A 19,255-nucleotide genomic window follows, 5' to 3' on the forward strand; every position below is an offset into this window, starting at 1 on the left:
TGCGTTGCGAACGGGCATTCTTATCATCATCGTCAGGCTGGCGGGCTTCGTCCATTAATGAAATCCACTAGGGCCAGCCGCTTTCGATGAGTGCATTCTGAATCTGTCAAAACGCTTTTTTCGCGCTTCATAGATAGGAGACAAAACATGGAAGCCAATACGAGCGCGCATTTCTACGCCTGGATCGACGACGGCGAGCTGCCGCACGACACGAGCGTTCCGGTGTCGCATCGTTCGAGTCAGGTATCGGCGGAACCCGAATATATCGCAGAGATTTGCGGACGTTTCGGCAAGACCGATGAGGAAAAAAACTCCTGCGTCATTCGCGGATATAACTGACGCCCTTTAATGCAGTGTGTTGCGTTCGTGAGACGCTTTGTCACGACGCATATTTACGCGCACAAAGATGCGCCATGCGATTCATGACGCACCTTCATGAAACGCATATAGCGAATTTTTGTGTGCGTTGCCAAACAGAACGCGGTCCGGTGAGTTTGTAAATCGGAACTGCGTAAATCGAACCCGCCGCGTGCGGGTTTTTCCATTCTGGATGTCCGGAAAACAGGTTCGTGCCGCCGGGCAGCGCCTGGCCGCCGATGGCACAATCGCCGCAACGCAGGCAATCAGGAGCAAAGGTGGCGAACCTGGATCTGGACAATCCGTTTCTCGAAGCGCTCGGCGCGACGCTCACGGAATGGCGCGCGGGCTACGCCGAATTCACGATGCCGATACACGCCGGGCATCTGAACCGGCAGCGCATCCTGCAAGGCGGCGCGATCGCCACGCTGCTCGACGCCGCTTGCGGCTACGCCGGTCTCTTTACGACCGGCGCCGCGCCTGTGCACGGCTTCACTCTTTCGCTGACCGTGAACTATCTCGATCGCGGCATCGGCGACAAGGTCGTCGCAAAAGGCTTTCTCGAACGTCAGGGACGCTCCGTCTATTTTGCACGCGGCGAAGCGTGGGTCGACGATCGCGTGATGATCGCGAGCGCGCAAGGCATCTTCAAATACGCGCGCTGATGGCTACCCGCAATCTCCTTCGGCGTCTCGATCTCACGACGCTGCAACTCTTTCTCGCGGTGTTCGAGGAAGGCACGCTCACGCGCGCGGCGGAACGCGAGGCGATCGCGGTGTCGGCGGCGAGCAAGCGTCTGCTCGAACTGGAGCAGGCCGTCGGCGCCGCGCTGTTCGAACGCAAGGCGCGCGGCATGGCGCTGACGCCGGCGGGCGAAACGCTGCTTCATCACGCGCGGCGCGTGCTGCGCGATGTCGAGAACATCGGCATCGAACTCGCGGAACATGCGAGCGGCGTCCGCGGCTACGTGCGGATGATGGCGAATCTCTCGGCGATCGTCGAATTCCTGCCGGAAGACTTGCGCGCGTTTTCGTCCGTGCACGAGCAGATCAAGATCGATCTCGAGGAGCGCCCGAGCGGCGGCATCGTGGAAGGCGTCGCGGACAGTCTCGTCGACCTGGGCATCTGTTCCGGCGACGCCGACACGCGCGGCCTCGAAACCGCGCATTACCGGCACGACCGGCTCGCGCTCGTCATGCCCGGCGATCATCCGCTGGCGAAGCGCGCGAGCATCGCATTCGCGCAGACGCTCGACTTCGATCACATCGGGCTGCATTCGGCGAGTTCCATCAACCAGCGCACGCATCTCGCGGCGCGTCAGGCGGGGCGCGCACTGCGGTTGCGCATCCACGTTCCCGGTTTCGACGCCGTGTGCCGCATGGTGCAGGCGGGCATGGGCGTCGGCGTGCTGCCGATGCAGGTCTTCGAAGCGATGGGTCGTCAGCTCGGACTCGCGGCCGTCGCGCTCGACGACGACTGGGCAGCGCGCAGCCTCGTGATCGTCGTGCGCGATTCGGATGCGCTATCGCCCGTGAGCCGGCTGCTGTTCGATCATCTGCGGACCGTCGAAGCAGGCATTTAGCATTCAAAAAACCGGCGAGCGTTCGCGTTTGACGAACGATGCTTGCCGAAATGCGGTTGGACGCCCCCGAGCGTTCGCCAATAAGCTTGTCTCCATCGAAAAGCACATCATCAGGAGACAGCAGCATGAGCGGACCTCTCCAGGGCATTCGCGTCATCGAAATCGGCACGCTGATCGCCGCGCCGTTCGCGGCGCGCATGCTGGCCGAATTCGGCGCGGAAGTCATCAAGATCGAAGCGCCGAATACCGGCGATCCCCTGCGCAAATGGCGCAAGCTGCACGAGGGCACTTCGCTCTGGTGGTATCTGCAATCGCGCAACAAGAAGTCGGTGTGCGTGAATCTCAAGTCGCCCGAAGGCGCGGACGTGATCAAGCGTCTCGCCGCCGATGCCGACATCGTCATCGAAAACATGCGGCCCGGCGCGCTCGAAAAACTCGGTCTCGGCTGGGATGTTTTGCATGCAATAAACCCGAAGCTCACGATGGTCCGCATCTCCGGCTACGGCCAGACGGGTCCGTACCGCGACCGGCCGGGCTTCGGCGCGATCGGCGAGGCGATGGGCGGCATCCGTTACACGACGGGCGACGCAGAAGGGCTGCCGGCGCGCGTCGGCGTGAGTCTCGGCGATTCGCTCGCTTCGCTGCACGGCGTGATCGGCGCGCTGATGTCGGTGCTGCGCGTGAAGACCGGCAAGGGCGACGGCCAGGTGGTCGATGTCTCGCTCGTCGAAAGCGTGTTCAATCTGATGGAAAGCCTCGTGCCCGAATACGATCTGCTCGGCCATGTGCGCGAGCGCAGCGGCGGGGCGCTGCCGGGCATTGCGCCGTCGAACACGTATCGCACGGAGGATGGCGGCTTCGTTGTGATCGCGGGCAACAGCGACCCGATCTACAGGCGGCTCATGAACGTGATCGGCCGTCCCGATCTCGCGGACGATCCCGCGCTTGCCCGCAACGACGGCCGCGTGCGTCACAGCGCAATGCTCGACGAAGCGATCACCGCGTGGACCTTGCATCACTCGATGGACGATGTCCTGGCGACGCTCGAACGCGAGGAAGTGCCGTCGGGTCGCATCTACTCCGTCGCGGACATCGTCAACGACGCGCATTACCAAGCGCGCGACATGCTGCTGAAGGCAGAACTGCCGGGCGGCGCATCGGTGAAGATGCCGGGCATCGTGCCGAAGCTCTCCGATACGCCGGGCGAAGTGCACTGGCAAGGCCCGGCGCTCGGCGAGCATACGCAATCGGTGCTCGAATCGCTCGGCTTCGCCGCGGATGAAGTGGAACGGCTGCGTGCCGAAGGAGCGGTGCAATGAATTACGAATACAAAGAACCGTTGGTCGTGCAGGAGGTCGCGCCGCGCGACGGTCTGCAGATCGAAAAGCAGTGGGTCGAGACCGAAGACAAGATCGCGCTGATCGACGCATTGTCGGCGTGCGGCTTCACGCGCATCGAGGCGGGCTCGTTCGTGTCGCCGAAAGCGATTCCCGCGCTGCGCGATGGCGACGCGGTCTTCAACGGCATCCGGCGCGGGCGAGGCGTGATCTACGTCGCGCTCGTGCCGAACGTGAAGGGCGCCGAGCGCGCGCTCGCCGCGGGCGCCGATGAACTGAACCTCGTGATGTCCGCGAGCGAGACGCACAATCGCGCGAACATGCGTATGAGTTGCGAGTCGTCGCTGGCCGGTTTCGGCGATGTCGTTCGGCTCGCCTCCGGCAAGGCTTCGCTGAACGCGACCGTCGCGACCGCGTTCGGCTGCCCGTTCGAGGGGCGCATCGACGAAGAGCGCGTCGTGTCGATCGCGCGGACGTATCGCGAAATGGGCATCGACGGCATCACGCTCGCGGATACCACCGGCATGGCGAATCCGCGTCAGGTCGCGCGGCTGGTCGCACGCGTGCTCGAACACGTCCCCGCCGCCGATCTGACGCTGCACTTTCACAATACGCGCGGCCTCGGCCTCGCCAACGTCCTCGCTGCCTACGACACCGGCGCGCGCCGTTTCGACGCCGCGCTCGGCGGTCTCGGCGGCTGTCCGTTCGCGCCGGGCGCTTCGGGAAACATCTGCACCGAAGACCTCGTGAACATGTGCGATGAGATGAGCATTCCGACGGGCATCGATCTGCCAAGGCTGATTGCGCTGTCGCGCACGTTGCCCGCGCTCGTCGGACACGAAGTGTCGGGACAAGTCGCGAAGGCGGGACGCAATTGCGATCTGCATCCGGCGCCCGATTACGTGCAAGCGATCTAATTCAAAAGACCAAAACAACACTGGAGACAAAACATGAGCGATCTAAGCGTCCACGCGGCCGATGAGCCGCACATTGTCGGCAACACCTCGCACATCATCCGCAAGGTGGCATTGCGGCTCATGCCGCTCATCATGCTGTGCTATTTCTTCGCGTTTTTCGACCGCATCAATATCAGCTTCGCGAAGTTTCAGATGCAGAGTTCGCTCGGCCTGTCGGACACCGCATACGGTCTCGGCGCGAGTCTTTTCGTGATCGGCTATGTGCTCTTCGAAGTGCCGAGCAACATGCTGCTCTACAAGGTCGGCGCGCGCCGCTGGATCGCGCGCATCATGATTTCGTGGGGCATCGCGACCGCGCTCATGGTCTTCGTGCAGACGGAATGGCAGTTCTACGGACTGCGCTTCATCATCGGCGCGATGGAAGCGGGCTTCGCGCCGGGCGTGCTGTATTACCTGACGCTGTGGTTTCCGGCGAGCTATCGCGGGCGCATCACGTCGATGCTGTTTCTCGCGTCGGCCTTCTCGGGGCTTTTCGGTGCGCCGCTGTCGGGGCTCGTGCTCGGGCATCTGAATGGCGTCGCGGGCATCGCGGGATGGCACTGGCTGTTCCTGCTCGGCGGCCTGCCGTGCGTGCTGCTCGGCATTCTCGTGCTGAAGGTGCTGAAAGATCGCGTCGATGACGCCGCGTGGCTCACGAGCGACGAGAAGACGTATCTGAAGAGCCAGATCTCGACGCAAAGTCAGCATACCGACACCGGCCATTCGCTGTTCGGCGCGATCAGGACGCCCGGCTTCCTGATGCTCGGCCTGATCTACTTCCTGATTCAGATCGCGTCGTACGGTCTCAACTTCTGGGCGCCGCATCTGATCCGGGCGGCGGGCACGCAGAATCCGACGATCATCGGCTTGCTCACGGCCGTCCCATATATCTGCGGCGCGATCTGCATGGTCGTGGTCGGCCGCATGTCGGACCGGTCGGGCGAGCGCCGCAAGTTCGTCGCGACGCTGCTCGTGATGGCGGCTGCCGGCTTCTTCGCGGCGGGCATCTTCGACAAGCAGACGACGCTGCTCATCGCCGCGCTCGGCGTGATGGGCGCGGGTGTGATCGCCTCGATTCCGGCGTTCTGGGCGCTGCCGCCGAAGCTCTTGACCGGCGCGGGCGCGGCGGGCGGGATTGCGCTGATCAACACGCTGGGGCAACTGGGCGGCATCGTGAGCCCGGTGATGGTCGGCCGCATCCGCGACACGATGGGCAGCACGACGCCCGCGCTGTATGCGATCGGCGCGATGAGCGTGCTGTGCGCGCTGTTGCTGCTCTTCGGCTTGCCGCAGACGCTCAGGCAGAAGGATCATTCGGAGCGCAAAGCCTGACGCCAAGGCTTCTGCGAACGGGAAAGCGCCCGGCGGACTGCATGTCCCCGGGCGCTTGTTGCATTTTGCATCTGGCGTTTTGCATTCATCAGGCCAGATGGCATCTTGCATGCCGCATTCAGTCTCGCATCAATCCTTCCACGTCCACTCGCGGATCTCGTCGCGATCGATGCCTTCCTCATGCGCGTACCGCACGCTCTCGATGATCTGGTTCTTGAGCCATTCCTTCGTATGCGCGCTGCTGCCCGCGATGCGCGGCACGCGGTCGATCACGTCGATCGCGAGCGTATAGCGATCCACGCCGTTGATGATCGCGAGTTCGAACGGCGTGTTGATGTTGCCGCGCTCGCGATAGCCGTGAACGTGCATGTTCGCGTGATTCGTGCGGTTGTACGTGAGCTTGTGCACGAGCGACGCGTACGAGTGGAAGTTGAAGATCACGGGTTTGTCGCGCGTGAAGATCGAATCGAAATCGCGATGCGACAAGCCGTGCGGATGCTCGGTGTCCGGCAGCAGCCTGAAGAGATCGACGACGTTGACGAAGCGAATCTTCAGATCGGTGCAATGCGCCTTCAGGATTTCGACGGCGGCGAGCGCTTCCATCGTCGCGATATCGCCCGCGCACGCGATCACGACATCCGGCTCCGCGCCCTGATCCGTCGACGCCCAGTCCCAGATGCCGATGCCCTTCGCGCAATGCACGATGGCGTCCTGCATGTTCAGATATTGCAGATGCGGCTGCTTGTCCGCGACGATCACATTCACGTAGTCGTGCGTGCGCAGACAGTGATCCGCGACGCTCAACAGGCAGTTCGCATCTGGCGGCAGATAGATACGCACGACGTTCGGGCTCTTGTTCGTGACGACATCGAGAAAGCCGGGATCCTGATGCGTGAAGCCGTTGTGATCCTGCCGCCACACGAGCGACGTGATGAGCAGGTTGATCGACGGCACCGGCGCGCGCCAGCCGACTTCGGTTTTTGCTTTTTCGAGCCACTTCGCGTGTTGGTTGAACATCGAATCGATGACGTGCACGAACGCTTCGTAGGTCGCGAAAAGACCGTGACGCCCGGTGAGCACGTAACCTTCGAACCAGCCTTCGAGCGTGTGCTCCGACAGCATCTCCATGACGCGTCCGTCGACGGACAGCGCGCCGCCGTCTTCGTCTTCGGGCAGCGTCTGTGCGATCCAGCGCTTGCCCGATACTTCGTACACGCCGTCGAGCTTGTTGCTCGCGGTCTCGTCCGGGCCAAAGAGACGGAAGCTCGTCATGTTGCGGCGGATCACTTCGCGCAGGAACGTGGCGAGCACGGCCGTCGGCGACGTGTAGACGCTTGCGGCGCGTTTGAACTCGAACGCGTAGTCGCGGATATCGGGCATGTCGAGCGATTGCCGCAGCGCGCCGCCGTTCGCGTGCGGATTCGCGCTGATGCGGCGCGTGCCTTCGGGCGCGAGCGCGCGCAGCGGTTCGATCAGACGGCCGTCTTCATCGAACAGTTCCTCGGGCTTGTAGCTGCGCAGCCACGCTTCCAGTTGCGCGAGACTGCGGGGATTGCTTACGGCATCCGCGATCGGCACCTGATGCGAGCGCCAGTAATCCTCGACCTTCCGGCCGTCGACTTCCTTCGGTCCGGTCCAGCCTTTGGGCGTGCGCAACACGATCATCGGCCAGCGCGGGCGCGTCACGTTCTCAGGATTGGCGCGCGCGTTCGCCTGAATCGCGCGGATATCGGCGATGCAGCGTTCCAAGGTCGCGGCCATGCGCTGATGCATCGTTTCCGGATCGTCGCCTTCGACGAAATGCGGCGCGTAGCCGTAGCCCCTGAACAGGTCTTCGAGCTCGTCGTGCGGAATGCGCGCGAGGATCGTCGGATTGGCGATCTTGTAGCCGTTCAGGTGGAGAATCGGCAGCACGGCGCCGTCGGTCGCGGGATTGAGAAACTTGTTCGAATGCCATGATGTGGCGAGCGGGCCGGTTTCCGCTTCGCCGTCGCCCACGACCGCCGCGACGATCAGATCGGGATTGTCGAACGCCGCGCCGAACGAATGCGACAGGCTGTAACCGAGCTCGCCGCCTTCGTGAATCGATCCCGGCGTTTCCGGCGTGCAATGCGAGCCGATGCCGCCCGGCGACGAAAACGCGCGAAAGAGCTTGAGCATGCCGCGCTCGTCGAAACTGCGATCGGGGTAAATCTCCGAGTAATGGCCTTCGAGCCACGAGTTCGCGAGCGTCGCCGGCGCGCCATGGCCGGGACCGGAGACGAACAGGACGTTCAGATCATCGCGCTTGATGAGCCGGTTCAGATGCACCCAGACGAACGACTGGCCGGGATCGGAGCCCCAGTGTCCGAGCAGACGCCGCTTGATGTGTTCGCGCTCGAGCGGCTCGCGCAGCAGCGGATTCGCGCGCAGGTAAATCATGCCGACCGAAAGATAATTGCAGGCCCGCCAGTAGGCGTCGATCTTCGCGAGAAGATCGGGATCGAGAGGCGTCTCGAGGGCGGTCGTGCGAGTGACGTCGTCGTTCAATTGGTTCTCCTGATGAGTGAGAGGATTGGTCGAGCGTCGTGCGTGCGGCTTGCGCAGATCGAATCCTGCGCGCTGGTTAATGATCGGCTGTGATTGTGGCGGTTTGGTTGCAGGGCACGCGCGGCGCCGTCCGGTACATCTTACCGGCGGCGCGGCAACGATGGTGGCGAGCGCGTCATTCCATCGCGGCGTGGCGGAGGTCGTAGTCCATGATAAGCGCGCGGTTATCTTCCCACATGCCGATGTAATGAACCATGAAGCTGTCCGGGCGGCGATAGACCCAGGGCGTGTTCAGTTCGATGAAATCGTAAATGCGCGTCGCATCGAAGTCCGGCAGCGAGTGGAAGACATCGATGAAGTAATACTGATCGCCCTGGTTCGCATAGATGTGGGATCTGTCGTCCAGGTTCCGGCACCTTTCGATCACGCGCGCGAGAGCGTCGTAGTTCTGCTGATTGCGCTGAAAGCCCATGATGCCGGAGTTGAACGCCCACGTTCCGATATCGCGTGCCAACACGGTGTCGCGTTCGCGCGTGAGCGGTTCGAGACGGCGGTTCATGTCGTTGATGAGCACATCGGCATCGAGCCAGAACACCCATTGATGATGCGGCAAGTACGCGTGCAGCAACGCGGCCTTGTGCCAGTTCGCCGACGTCTTTCCGTCGTTCAATCGCGGCGGAACATCGCGATGCACGTAAAGCGTGTAACCGTGGCGTTTGCAATATTGCCTGATGTTGGCCTCGGCGATGCGCCCGTACTGCGCGATATTCGGCGTATAGAGCATGACGATCGCGATCGCGTGGTTCGGTTGATAGACGCTTTGCGTTTCGGTTTCATGCACGCCCGGATTGGCGAGCGAGAGAAACGGCGTTGCGCGCGTCCTGCATTCGTTGATGTGTTCAAACGCTGCCGCACGAAGCCGCCGATGATGTTTCTCGTCGCGAAAGCAGGTGGAGAAGCTGTTCCACGTCGCCCAGACGCATTCGAGATTGACCGCGGCCGGAAGCACAACGTACACGTCGCCGACGCGGAACTGTTGCGGGCAAATCGTGAAGTCATGCAGCATTTCGCCTTCGTTTTCCGGCAACGCGACGCCGAGCCGGCAGCGGCCGACGAGATCCGCGAGCTTGCGGCGCACCGGTTCTGTATTGCGGAAGATGAGGATATCCGTCTGCGGGATATGGCCTTCGGCGCAAGTCAGGAGCCAGTCGCGCCCGGCCATGAGATCGGGCAATGCGACGGGCCGCAGTATCGCGGCGTTCTCGCTCAGCAGCATGAGGATTTCGTTCGGCGCGGCGCGGCTCAAATGACGCAGCAACGCTTCGTACTTGTAGACCCATTGCAGGTGCTTGTTGCTTCCCGACAAATCGGACAAGTCGATCTCGATGTGGCGATAGCCGAATTCCCGTGCGTAGTGGCGATGGTTGGCGAGCGCGCCGGGCGCGTGGTCGGACAGAAGGCTTAGGACGATCATGAGAGGCGGAAAGCGTTTGAACGGATTGCTTGGGCGAACCGCCTAGCATCGCTGTAAAGCGTTCCGGGTCGCATGGGAACTGTCCGAAAAGCGCCAGTAATACGCCGTTTCTCAAGCGCCCATAGAATGTCCGAATGATCCGAAAATCCGCTTCCATCGCCGACGCGCTGCACGGCTTTCATCCCGCCGTCGCCGCGTGGTTCGGCGCCCGCTTTCCCGCGCCGACCGCGGCGCAGGCGCGCGCGTGGCCGCTCGTCCACGCGCGCCGCTCGACGCTCGTCGCCGCGCCGACCGGCTCCGGCAAGACGCTTACCGCGTTTCTCGCCGCCATCGACGAACTGGTGCGTGACGGCGTCGCGCGCGGCGGGACGCTGCCGGACGAGACGCGCGTCGTATACGTGTCGCCGCTGAAGGCGCTGTCGAACGACATCCACGTCAATCTGGAGGAGCCGCTCGCGGGCATCGCGCAGACCTTGCGCGAATCCGGCGTGGCCGCGCCCGAGATTCGCGCGGCCGTCCGTACCGGCGACACGACGCAGCAAGAGCGCAACGCCGTCAGGAAGCGCCCGCCGCATATCCTCGTTACGACGCCGGAATCGCTCTACGTGCTGCTGTCGTCCGATTCCGGCCGCGCGATGCTTTCGACCACGCGCACGGTGATCGTCGATGAGATTCATGCGGTCGCGGGCAGCAAGCGCGGTTCGCACCTGAGCCTGTCGCTCGCGCGCCTCGACGCTCTGTGCGAGGAAGCGGGCGGGCAGCGGCCCGTGCGCGTCGGCTTATCGGCGACGCAAAAGCCGATCGAACTGGTCGCGAAGTTTCTCGTCGGTGATAACCAGCCCTGCGAGATCGTCGATGTCGGACATGTTCGAGCGCGCGATCTCGCGCTCGACCTCCCGCCGATGCCGCTCGAAGCGATCATGTCCAACGACATGTGGGAGCGCGTCTACGACCGTCTCGCGGAGCTTGCCGGGCTGCATCGGACGACGCTCGTCTTCGTCAACACGCGGCGCATGGCCGAGCGCGCGGCACGGCATCTGACCGAGCGCCTCGGCAAGGAAGCCGTCGCCGCACATCACGGCAGTCTTGCGCGCGAGCATCGGCTGGACGCGGAGCAGCGTCTGAAGCGCGGCGAACTGCGCGTGCTGATCGCGACGGCGTCGTTGGAACTGGGCATCGATATCGGCGATGTCGATCTCGTCTGCCAGATCGGCTCGCCCGGCTCGATCGGCGCATTCTTGCAGCGTGTCGGGCGCTCCGGGCATCACGTCGGCGGCGTGCCGAAAGGACGGCTTTTCCCGATCTCGCGCGACGATCTGATCGAATGCGCGGCGCTCCTCGATTGCGTGCGGCGCGGCGAACTCGATGCCCTGACGATCCCGCACGCGCCGCTCGACGTGCTCGCGCAGCAGATCACCGCCGAAGTCGCGTGCCGCGAGTGGGGCGAGGACGCACTGTTCGAGCGCATCACGCGCGCGTATCCGTACGCGACGCTCGATCGCGCGCATTACGAGGCCGTGCTGCGCACGCTCGCGGAAGGCTATACCGGACGGCAGGGCGTGCGCGCGGCGTACGTGCATCGCGATGCGGTCTCGCGCACGCTGCGCGGCCGTCGCGGCGGCAAGCTGACGGCCGTGACCTCGGGCGGCGCGATACCGGACAACGCCGATTTCGCCGTGATCCTCGAACCGCAAGGCTTGCAGATCGGCACGGTGAACGAGGATTTCGCCGTCGAGAGTCTCGCGGGCGACATCTTTCAGCTCGGCAATACGTCGTACCGGATCGTGCGCGTGGAAGGCGGGCGCGTGCGCGTCGAAAACGCGAACGGCCAGCCGCCGAACATCCCGTTTTGGCTCGGCGAAGCGCCGGGCCGCAGCGACGAGCTTTCTCATGCGATTTCGCGTCTGCGCGCCGATGTCGACGCATGGCTCGATGGCGGCGTCGAAGCGACGGTCGCGCGGCTTGCACAAGAAAGTGGCATCGACATCGAAGCCGCGCGGCAGATCGTCGATTATCTGGCGCGTTCGCGCGCCGCGCTGACCGTGCTGCCGACGCAGGACACGCTCGTCATGGAGCGCTTCTTCGACGAATCCGGCGGCACGCAGCTCGTCATCCACGCGCCGTTCGGCAGCCGCGTGAATCGTGCGTGGGGACTCGCGCTGAGAAAGCGCTTCTGCCGCACGTTCAACTTCGAGCTGCAGGCGGCCGCGACCGAGGACGCGATCGTGCTGTCGCTGACGGGCAGCCACAGCTTTGCGCTCGATGACGTCTGGCGCTATCTGAAATCGGCGACTGCGGAGCACCTGCTGATCCAGGCGCTGCTCGACGCGCCGCTCTTTGGCGTGCGCTGGCGCTGGAACGCGACCAACTCGCTTGCGCTGCCGCGCTATACCGGCGGGCGCAAGGTCGCGCCGCAGTTGCAGCGCATGAAAAGCGAGGATCTGCTCGCGGCGGTGTTCCCGGATCAGGTCGCGTGCGCGGAAAACATCGCGGGCGAGCGCGACGTGCCGACGCATCCGCTCGTCGAGCAGACGATCGACGATTGCCTCCACGACGCGATGGATGCCGACGCGTGGCTCGCGCTCCTGCGGCGCATCGAAGCAGGCGATGTGCGGCTCGTCACGCGCGAATTGCCCGCGCCGTCGCCGCTCGCGGCCGAGATTCTGTCGGCGCGGCCGTATGCGTTTCTCGACGATGCGCCGCTCGAGGAACGCCGCACGCAGGCCGTGCTCGCGCGCCGATGGAGCGATCCGCATTCGGCGGACGATCTCAGCGCGCTCGATCCCGACGCCATCGCGAGCGTGCGCGACGAAGCCTGGCCCGAAGTCACGAGCGCCGATGAAATGCACGAGGCGCTTTCGACGCTCGCCTGCATCGCCGAATCCGAAGCGCAACGCGACCCGCAATGGATCGCGTGGCTGGATGCGCTCGCGCGCTCCGGCCGAGCGACGCGTCTGCAGATCGCGGAGCACGACGCGCTGTGGACGCCCGTCGAACGTCTCGCGTGTGTGCGCGCCGTCTACGAGCATGCGCCGATGCATCCGTCGCTGCAGCCGCCGCCCGGTTTCGACGATGCGTGGACAACCGACGACGCGCTCGTCGAAATCGTGCGCGCGCGTCTGTCGGGATTCGGGCCGCTGACGGTGCCGGAGATCGCGCGTCCGCTCGCGCTGCCCGCGTCGGCGATCGCGCTCGCCCTGACGCGGCTCGAAGCGCAGGGCTACGTGATGCGCGGACGGTTCGCGCCGGGCGCGCAGGTCGAAGAGTGGTGCGAGCGGCATTTGCTCGCGCGGATTCATCGCTATACGGTGCGGCGGCTGCGTCGCGAAATCGAGCCGGTCGAGCGGCAGGATTTCATGCGCTTTCTGCTCGAATGGCAGCGCGTCGCGCCCGATTCGCGCGGCGAGGGCCGCGACGCGCTCGGCGCCGTGCTCGAACAGCTCGAAGGTTTCGAGGCGCCCGCCGTCGCGTGGGAGGAAGAAATACTGCCGGCGCGCATCGCCGATTATTCGGGCATGTGGCTCGACGATCTGTGCCGCGCGGGCAAACTCGTGTGGACGCGTCCGGCAGGACGCTCGCGCGCATCGGGCGGTCCGGTGCGCGGCACGCCGATCGTGCTGCTGCCGCGCCGTCACCTCGATGCATGGAACGCGCTCATGCGTCCCGACGAAGCGCCGCAACTGTCGTCGCGTGCCGAACGCGTGTTCGACGCGCTGAAAGCGCACGGCGCGATGTTCTTCGACGAACTGCTCTCCGACGTGCGCCTTCTGCGCACCGAACTCGAAGACGCGCTCGGCGAACTGGTCGCGCTCGGACTCGTCAATGCCGACAGTTTCGCGGGCCTGCGCGCGCTGCTCGCTCCGGCGGCGAAGCGCAACGCGTTCGCGCGGCGTCCGAGGCGCGGTGGCCTCTTCATCGGCGGAATGGACGACGCGGGCCGCTGGGCGCTCCTGCGCCGCGCGAAACCGGACGACGCGCGCGAAGACGGCGATCTCGAACACATCGCGCTGACGCTTTTGCGGCGCTACGGTGTCGTGTTCTGGCGTCTTCTGGAGCGCGAGGCGCAATGGCTGCCGCCGTGGCGCGATCTGCTGCGCGTCTATCACCGGCTGGAAGCGCGCGGCGAGATTCGCGGCGGGCGCTTCGTCGCCGGGCTCGCGGGCGAGCAATTCGCGCTGCCCGAAGCCGTGCCGCTGCTGCGCGACATGCGCAAGCGGCCGAAGGACGGCGTGTTCGTGGCGCTGTCGGCGGTCGATCCGCTCAATCTCGTCGGCACCTTGCTGCCGGGAGAAAAGGTGCCGGCGCTCGCGGCCAATCGCGTGCTGTATCTCGACGGCGTGCCGGTCGGCGCGGTGGTCGCGGGCAAGACGCGCTATTTCGGCGATTTCGATGGAGAAGGGCGCGAGCGCATGCGTCTCGCGCTCGTCAAGCGCACGGCGCGTTCGCTCGGCAGTTCCATCGGCAGCGGAGTGACGGGCGCGAGCATGCCGACGCGCCATTGAAGCGGCGAAGGACGCGATCCCTCGCCGCTATCGACGTTATTTCTTCGAGACGAATCTCGTGGTGAACGGACCGGCCTGCGTAGCGGGCACGTCCTTCACCGGCACGCCCGGATAATCGACGACGCGATTCGTCGCCGATGCCGGCCGGATGCGAAACAATGGACGCACGCCATCGCGCGCGCCGCCGACGATCGTATGCATCGCCTGCCTGTCGAGTTCGACGCTGTCGGCGAGATCCCTGATTTTGATGACGGCCATGGATGCTTCCTCCAGAGTGGGGAGTCGCAATCGAGTATAGACAATCGTCTTCGATGTGCCGGAGCGACTCCGTGATCCGCAACACCGATCGCGCGTGAACGCCAATGGCGGCACAAGGCGCGTGCCTTCTGCCGCAAAGACGTTCGTGAAGACCAATGCGAATCGCGTGCCAACGCCGCGTGCGAGCGGCATGAACTGTCCAGTGCGTTGATTTTTCGGTCCTTTTCGCCACGCGGCGAGTTCGTGCCAAGCGTATTTCGATGGCGTGACGCCAACACTCGTCATCGATGTGTCGGTCTCCGAACGACATGTGCGCGATGCCGCTCATGATCGAAAACGCCATTTGCGAAAGCTCCATGTGAAGGCTAGTATCGAACGATCACCGGGGTTTTGTTACGACAAGTAGTTGTCGATCGATTGGAGCCGCGTCGCGTCGCACAGATGACAAGTTTTGCGCAAGCGATTCGTACTTATCGGGGCGACGGCGGGTCGCGCGACGAGTTCTTTGCGGGAGTGGACGGCGCACTGGCGACCGAACAGACTCCGGCAAGGCGGCTCATGGAGATCCTCGACGAGGAGCACGCGGCGCGGCCGTTGCCCCCCGACATCTATGCGGCCATCCGCCGCCGCATCGAGCATGCGGCGCGCATGCGTCCCGAAGCCGATTCCCCTACCGGGCCCGCGAGCCGCGACGAGACGCGTCTGCAAACGTCGCCGGGTTTCGCGCCGCCGCCTTCGCGCGATCCGAGCGGCGGCACCGGGAGTCAGGCGACGCAAGTGATGGTCGATCACGATCAGCAGATGAAAGGCGTCGGCGACACGCTCAACAGCCGCTTCGTGCTGGAAGAATGTCTCGGCATCGGCGGAATGGGGACCGTGTACAAGGCGCTCGATCTGCGCAAGCTCGAAGCGTCGGACCGGCGGCCGTATGTCGCGATCAAGGTGCTCAATCTCCAGTTCCGCGGCAATCCGAAATCGCTGATCGCGTTGCAGCGCGAGGCGCGCAAGGCGCAGCAGCTCGCGCATCGGAATATCGTCACCGTGTACGACTTCGACCGCGACGGTCAGGTCGTCTATCTGACGATGGAATATCTGTCTGGCCAGCCCCTCTCGCGTCTGCTTCGGAACCCGAACTTCAAGGGCATGCCGTTCTCCGAGGTCTTTCCGATCTTCAAGGGCATGGCCAACGCGCTCGCCTACGCGCACGAACGCGGCTTCGTGCACTGCGATTTCAAACCGGCCAACGTGTTTCTCACGGACACGTCGGAAGTGAAGGTGATCGACTTCGGCATTTCGCGCGTGATCCAGCGGCCCGAGGAAGAAACCGAGGCGACCGTCTTCGATCCGGGCAGCCTCGGCGCGCTCACGCCCGCGTACGCGAGCCCGGAGATGCTGGAGCATCGCGAGCCCGATCCGCGCGACGACATTTACGCGCTCGGCTGCATCACCTACGAATTGCTGACGGGCAAGCATCCGTTCGATCGCGTGCCCGCGTTGCAGGCGAGAAGCGCGGGCATGAAGCCGCAGCGTCCCGAGCATCTCGGCAACAAGCAGTGGAAAGCGCTGAAGGCCGCGCTCGCATTCGAACGCGAAGCGAGGACGCCGAGCGTCACGCAATTTCTCGAAGATATCGCCGACGAAAATGCCGCGTCGCCCGCGGGCCGCAAGGGAAAAAAAGGCGGCGTGCCGAAGTTTGCGATCGGCGCGGCGGCGCTCGTGGCCCTGCTGGCGGCGGGCGCGGGATATTACTTCTACGATCAGTCGAGGGGCGGCGAGGAAGTTGCGCACGACGCGCCCCCCGCGCCGGCAGAAGGCAGCGCCGCGGGCACGGTGACACCGCATTCGCCCGGCGCGCCCCCCGCTTCGGCGGCGGTGGCGGTCACGCCCGCCGTGCCCGCGACGCCCGTTCCCGAACTCACTATGGCCGCCGTCACGCCCGTGCTCGGGAGCGTGCCGTGCTCGGCGCTGGTGGCGTCGGTGCACGATCAGACCGTCGACGTGCAGGGCTTCGTATCGCAGAAATACGGTCTCGCGCGACTGAAGGAAGCGCTCGGCCGCGTGCCAGGCGTGAAAACGACGAACTTCGGCGTGCAGCCGGTCGCCGACGACAAATGCGATCTGCTCAAGGTGTACGGCCCGTTCTGGACGGCCAACCGCCAGTCGGGGCGACCGGCATCGGTGCACACGCGCTCGCGCGCGACGAGCCTCACCGAAGGCGACCCGCTCATCGTCGATCTGATGACGCCCGCGTTCGAGTCCTACGTCAACGTCGACTATTTCATGCTCGATGGCAGCGTCGTGCATCTGTTGCCGAACGCGCGCTCGCGCGACAACCAGGCGCCCGCGAACTACACGGCGACCATCGGCACAATGGGCGATTGGGTCGTCGGCAAGCCGTTCGGTTCGGAGATGATCGTGCTGACAGTCACGCCCGCGCCGCTCTTCGACTCGCCGCGCCCCGACAGCGAAGCGAAGTCCGAATATCTGCGCGCCGTCGACAAGCGGCTCTCGGCGCTCGCGGGAAAATCCGCCCGCGAGCGCGTCGCCGTCGATATCTTCCAGATCACGACGCAAGCCAAAAAGTAGCGCCGGCTCAGGGTTTCGTGGCGGACGCCAGCACACAGGGCATCGGCACGAGCAGCTCGCCGTGCCGCGCGTACGCCGTCACGCGGGCGTGCACTTCCTGCGCGATTGCGGCAAGCGCGCTTTTCGATTGCGCGCGCAGCAGCGCCGCAATTCGCACGCCGCCGTGCATCAAGGCGTCGAGCGGCGTTTCGGGCAGCACGAGATGCCACGTTTGCTCGACTTCGACGGCGCGCGCGTCGCCAAAGCCGGCTTCGGTGAGCACGCGCACACATTCGTCGGGATCGCTGAAGCGAAAGAAGGGCGGCGAGGGCGGCAGTCCGACATCGAGCGTCCCATGCAGCCGGACCGCGTCGAGCACCATGCCGAAGCCGACCGCGCGTTCGGGTGCAGCCCACGCGGTGAACGCAATGCGTCCGCCCTGGCGGAGCACGCGCGCCGCTTCGTCGAGCGCGCGCTCGGGCTCGGGAAAATGCAGCATGCCGAAGTTGATGCCGACGGCGTCGAAGCTTTCGTCGCCGAACGGCAACTGCTCCGCGCCCGCGAGATGAAACTCGATCTCGGGATGAAACTGCCGCGCGTGCGCGATCATCGACGCGGAAAAATCGACGGCCGCCGCAGTCGCGCCACGCTCGATCGCCGCCGCGGCGAGATTGCCCGGCCCGGCGGCGACATCGAGCATGCGGATGCCCGGCGCGACCGAAAGCGCATCGAGCAGCGCGGGATGCGCCTGAACGGTCAGCCTTCCAAAATAGTCCTCGTACGACGGGACCACATGCTCCCAGCCGTCCTTCTCGAACGCTGCGAATTCGTCGAATTGCATGACGCACCTCCGCTCGCCGCACGCGCGGCTCGTCGTTGCCGGAGGCCGGGCCTCGTCAGGACCGCGCGAGGCTAGGTCTTGGGCTTCTCGATAGAAGCTTTGAGTTCGTTCAGGGCGTCTTCCATGCGTTTGCTGACGAGCGCATAGGCTTCGGCCTGAGTCTGCTGGGTCGTGCGCGCGATGTCCTGCATGTCCGCGAGCGCGTTGTGCAGCGCGCGTTGCACGACTTCGTTGGCGTTGAACGGCGGTTGCGTCGAGGTCGTGGCGAATTGTTTTGCGATGCCTTCGAGATCGCTCAAGGTCCGGCGCAGGATTTCGAGTTGTTTGTCGCGCAGCGCCTCCATGCCGCCGAACGCGACGCGATTGGTCGCCGCGAGCGCTTCGACGTCCTTGCGGCGCGATTCCATGATCGCGGTGACGTCGAACCCAGGAAGCTGGTACTGCTGGAACATGGCTGCAAACTGGCTGAACGGATCGCTGAAATTTTGGTTCATCGTGCCTCCCCAGGGTTTTGTCGGTCGAATGCGAGCCATTCTTGCGGGCAAAGGCGAGGATGGCCCGGGCAGCATGCGCCGTGTGCGCGAAGCCATGCCAACGCGCAGCCAGCACCTGATACTACCAATATAAGCCGTGGAAATGGGGCAAGGGAAAACACCAGAACGAGCGGTCGCCTCCCCGGCGCGCGCGACGTTCGATTGAGGTTGATGCAGGTCAATTCGTGCCGCGCCGAGCAAGCGACCATTGAATTATCGCGGCGCGGTATCGGTGCGCCCGACGGTCGGGAGAACATCATGATCAGGGGTGAAGGGCGCATCGTGGCGGCTTTGGGCGCGGTGTTCGTGACGCTGGGCGGCATCAATGCGGCGCTGCGCGGCCTGCTCTTCGACGAGACGTCGGTGATGTACTACGGCGTGCTCGCGATACTCATCGGGGCTGCGTCGTTCGTCGTGATGCTGACACCGTTCCCGAGCGACGAGCCCTGACGATTGAGCGCGTGTCGATCAGATTCTCTCCTCGTCGGCGAATACGCCGTGCTCCGCCTTGATCTGCTCGCGATCGATGCACTGGACGTGCCAGCGTCCGGTGCTCTTCATGCCGGCGCCGTCGGCATACCAGAGGACGCGTCCCGCGAGACCCTCGCATGGGCCATCCGGCGCGTCGACATCGAGGCGCTCCAGAACGCAGATGGGATCGCCCACTTGCTGGCCGCAAATCATCGTGCCGTTCGAACCTGTGCGCAAGCCGCCCCAGTCCGGCACATCGACGGACTGATGACCCTCGCGCGACCATCGGCGGGTTTCCTTGTCGAGCCACAGGATGGCGTAGGCCGCCGATTGAGCGCCTTCGAAGCCATCCAGCTTGACCGTGATACGCATGTCATCCTCCATGAAGCAAATTCGATGGACGAAGACGCTCGGCGCTTTCGCCGGCCATGAGCGTCCTCGGTTGAATGGCGGCTTGCGCCGCGCGTATTGTTGAGGCGTTGCGACGCGATCTTCTCAGACTGCGATGAGAGGTTCGA

Annotated in this window: 15 protein-coding genes; 9 read left to right on the forward strand and 6 right to left on the reverse strand. The window is 64.5% G+C overall.

Annotation, left to right across the window (positions count from 1 at the left end):
* The first annotated feature begins 147 nt into the window (after window positions 1-147).
* The 6 genes from NCS03_RS16940 (at window position 148) to NCS03_RS16965 (ending at window position 5,564) form a co-directional block, all read left to right on the forward strand.
* Window positions 148-339, forward strand: coding sequence for a hypothetical protein (locus tag NCS03_RS16940; RefSeq protein WP_175979298.1), 192 nt, complete (start codon window positions 148-150; stop codon window positions 337-339).
* Window positions 340-635: 296 nt separating this feature from the next.
* Window positions 636-1,022 (forward strand): PaaI family thioesterase, encoded by a 387-nt coding sequence (locus NCS03_RS16945; protein WP_250529439.1) that lies wholly within the window; start codon window positions 636-638, stop codon window positions 1,020-1,022.
* Window positions 1,022-1,939: a LysR family transcriptional regulator gene (locus NCS03_RS16950; protein ID WP_008353454.1), complete on the forward strand. Its 918-nt coding sequence runs from the start codon at window positions 1,022-1,024 to the stop codon at window positions 1,937-1,939. Before NCS03_RS16945 ends, NCS03_RS16950 begins: the two co-directional genes overlap by 1 nt.
* Window positions 1,940-2,064: 125 nt before the next feature.
* The gene (locus NCS03_RS16955; RefSeq protein WP_250529440.1) at window positions 2,065-3,258 is read left to right on the forward strand and encodes a CaiB/BaiF CoA transferase family protein; all 1,194 of its coding nucleotides are present in this window, start codon (window positions 2,065-2,067) and stop codon (window positions 3,256-3,258) included.
* A complete protein-coding gene (locus tag NCS03_RS16960; RefSeq protein ID WP_250529441.1) occupies window positions 3,255-4,193 on the forward strand; it encodes a hydroxymethylglutaryl-CoA lyase in 939 nt (312 codons plus the stop codon). The genes NCS03_RS16955 and NCS03_RS16960 overlap by 4 nt, the downstream gene beginning before the upstream one ends.
* 33 nt (window positions 4,194-4,226) lie before the next feature.
* Window positions 4,227-5,564: an MFS transporter gene (locus NCS03_RS16965; RefSeq protein WP_008353451.1), complete on the forward strand. Its 1,338-nt coding sequence runs from the start codon at window positions 4,227-4,229 to the stop codon at window positions 5,562-5,564.
* Between the two features lie 129 nt (window positions 5,565-5,693).
* Here the strand turns inward: NCS03_RS16965 and NCS03_RS16970 are convergent, their stop codons facing one another.
* Entirely contained in the window at window positions 5,694-8,093 is a 2,400-nt protein-coding gene (locus NCS03_RS16970) for a phosphoketolase family protein (RefSeq protein ID WP_008353450.1), read from the reverse strand.
* A 175-nt stretch (window positions 8,094-8,268) separates the two neighbouring features.
* Window positions 8,269-9,567 carry a glycosyltransferase family protein gene (locus NCS03_RS16975; RefSeq protein ID WP_008353448.1) on the reverse strand — a complete coding sequence of 433 codons (1,299 nt, stop codon included), beginning with the start codon at window positions 9,565-9,567 and terminating at the stop codon, window positions 8,269-8,271.
* Window positions 9,568-9,701: 134 nt separating this feature from the next.
* On the opposite strand from NCS03_RS16975, the gene NCS03_RS16980 reads away from it, so the two are divergent.
* On the forward strand, window positions 9,702-14,069 hold the full coding sequence (locus NCS03_RS16980) for a DEAD/DEAH box helicase (RefSeq protein WP_250529442.1): 4,368 nt from the start codon (window positions 9,702-9,704) through the stop codon (window positions 14,067-14,069).
* A gap of 36 nt (window positions 14,070-14,105) precedes the next feature.
* Here NCS03_RS16980 and NCS03_RS16985 read toward each other — a convergent pair whose 3' ends face one another.
* Window positions 14,106-14,327: a hypothetical protein gene (locus NCS03_RS16985; protein WP_250435723.1), complete on the reverse strand. Its 222-nt coding sequence runs from the start codon at window positions 14,325-14,327 to the stop codon at window positions 14,106-14,108.
* Between the two features lie 441 nt (window positions 14,328-14,768).
* Here NCS03_RS16985 and NCS03_RS16990 point away from each other — a divergent pair, with 441 nt between their 5' ends.
* Window positions 14,769-16,913 carry a serine/threonine-protein kinase gene (locus NCS03_RS16990; protein ID WP_250529443.1) on the forward strand — a complete coding sequence of 715 codons (2,145 nt, stop codon included), beginning with the start codon at window positions 14,769-14,771 and terminating at the stop codon, window positions 16,911-16,913.
* Between the two features lie 7 nt (window positions 16,914-16,920).
* Here the strand turns inward: NCS03_RS16990 and NCS03_RS16995 are convergent, their stop codons facing one another.
* Both NCS03_RS16995 and phaP read right to left on the reverse strand, forming a co-directional pair.
* On the reverse strand, window positions 16,921-17,733 hold the full coding sequence (locus NCS03_RS16995; RefSeq protein ID WP_250529444.1) for a class I SAM-dependent methyltransferase: 813 nt from the start codon (window positions 17,731-17,733) through the stop codon (window positions 16,921-16,923).
* A gap of 71 nt (window positions 17,734-17,804) precedes the next feature.
* The gene (gene phaP, locus NCS03_RS17000) at window positions 17,805-18,227 is read right to left on the reverse strand and encodes a phasin family protein (RefSeq protein ID WP_008353443.1); all 423 of its coding nucleotides are present in this window, start codon (window positions 18,225-18,227) and stop codon (window positions 17,805-17,807) included.
* 297 nt (window positions 18,228-18,524) lie between these two features.
* Here phaP and NCS03_RS17005 point away from each other — a divergent pair, with 297 nt between their 5' ends.
* Window positions 18,525-18,716, forward strand: a complete 192-nt coding sequence (locus NCS03_RS17005) for a DUF2964 family protein (RefSeq protein ID WP_033536164.1) — start codon at window positions 18,525-18,527, stop codon at window positions 18,714-18,716.
* 18 nt (window positions 18,717-18,734) lie between these two features.
* Here NCS03_RS17005 and NCS03_RS17010 read toward each other — a convergent pair whose 3' ends face one another.
* On the reverse strand, window positions 18,735-19,109 hold the full coding sequence (locus tag NCS03_RS17010) for a DUF3564 family protein (RefSeq protein ID WP_033536165.1): 375 nt from the start codon (window positions 19,107-19,109) through the stop codon (window positions 18,735-18,737).
* Window positions 19,110-19,255 lie beyond the last annotated feature (146 nt).

Origin of the sequence: Caballeronia sp. ATUFL_F1_KS4A (assembly GCF_023630905.1) — a bacterium.
In the GTDB taxonomy this organism is placed as follows: Bacteria; Pseudomonadota; Gammaproteobacteria; order Burkholderiales; family Burkholderiaceae; genus Caballeronia; species Caballeronia zhejiangensis.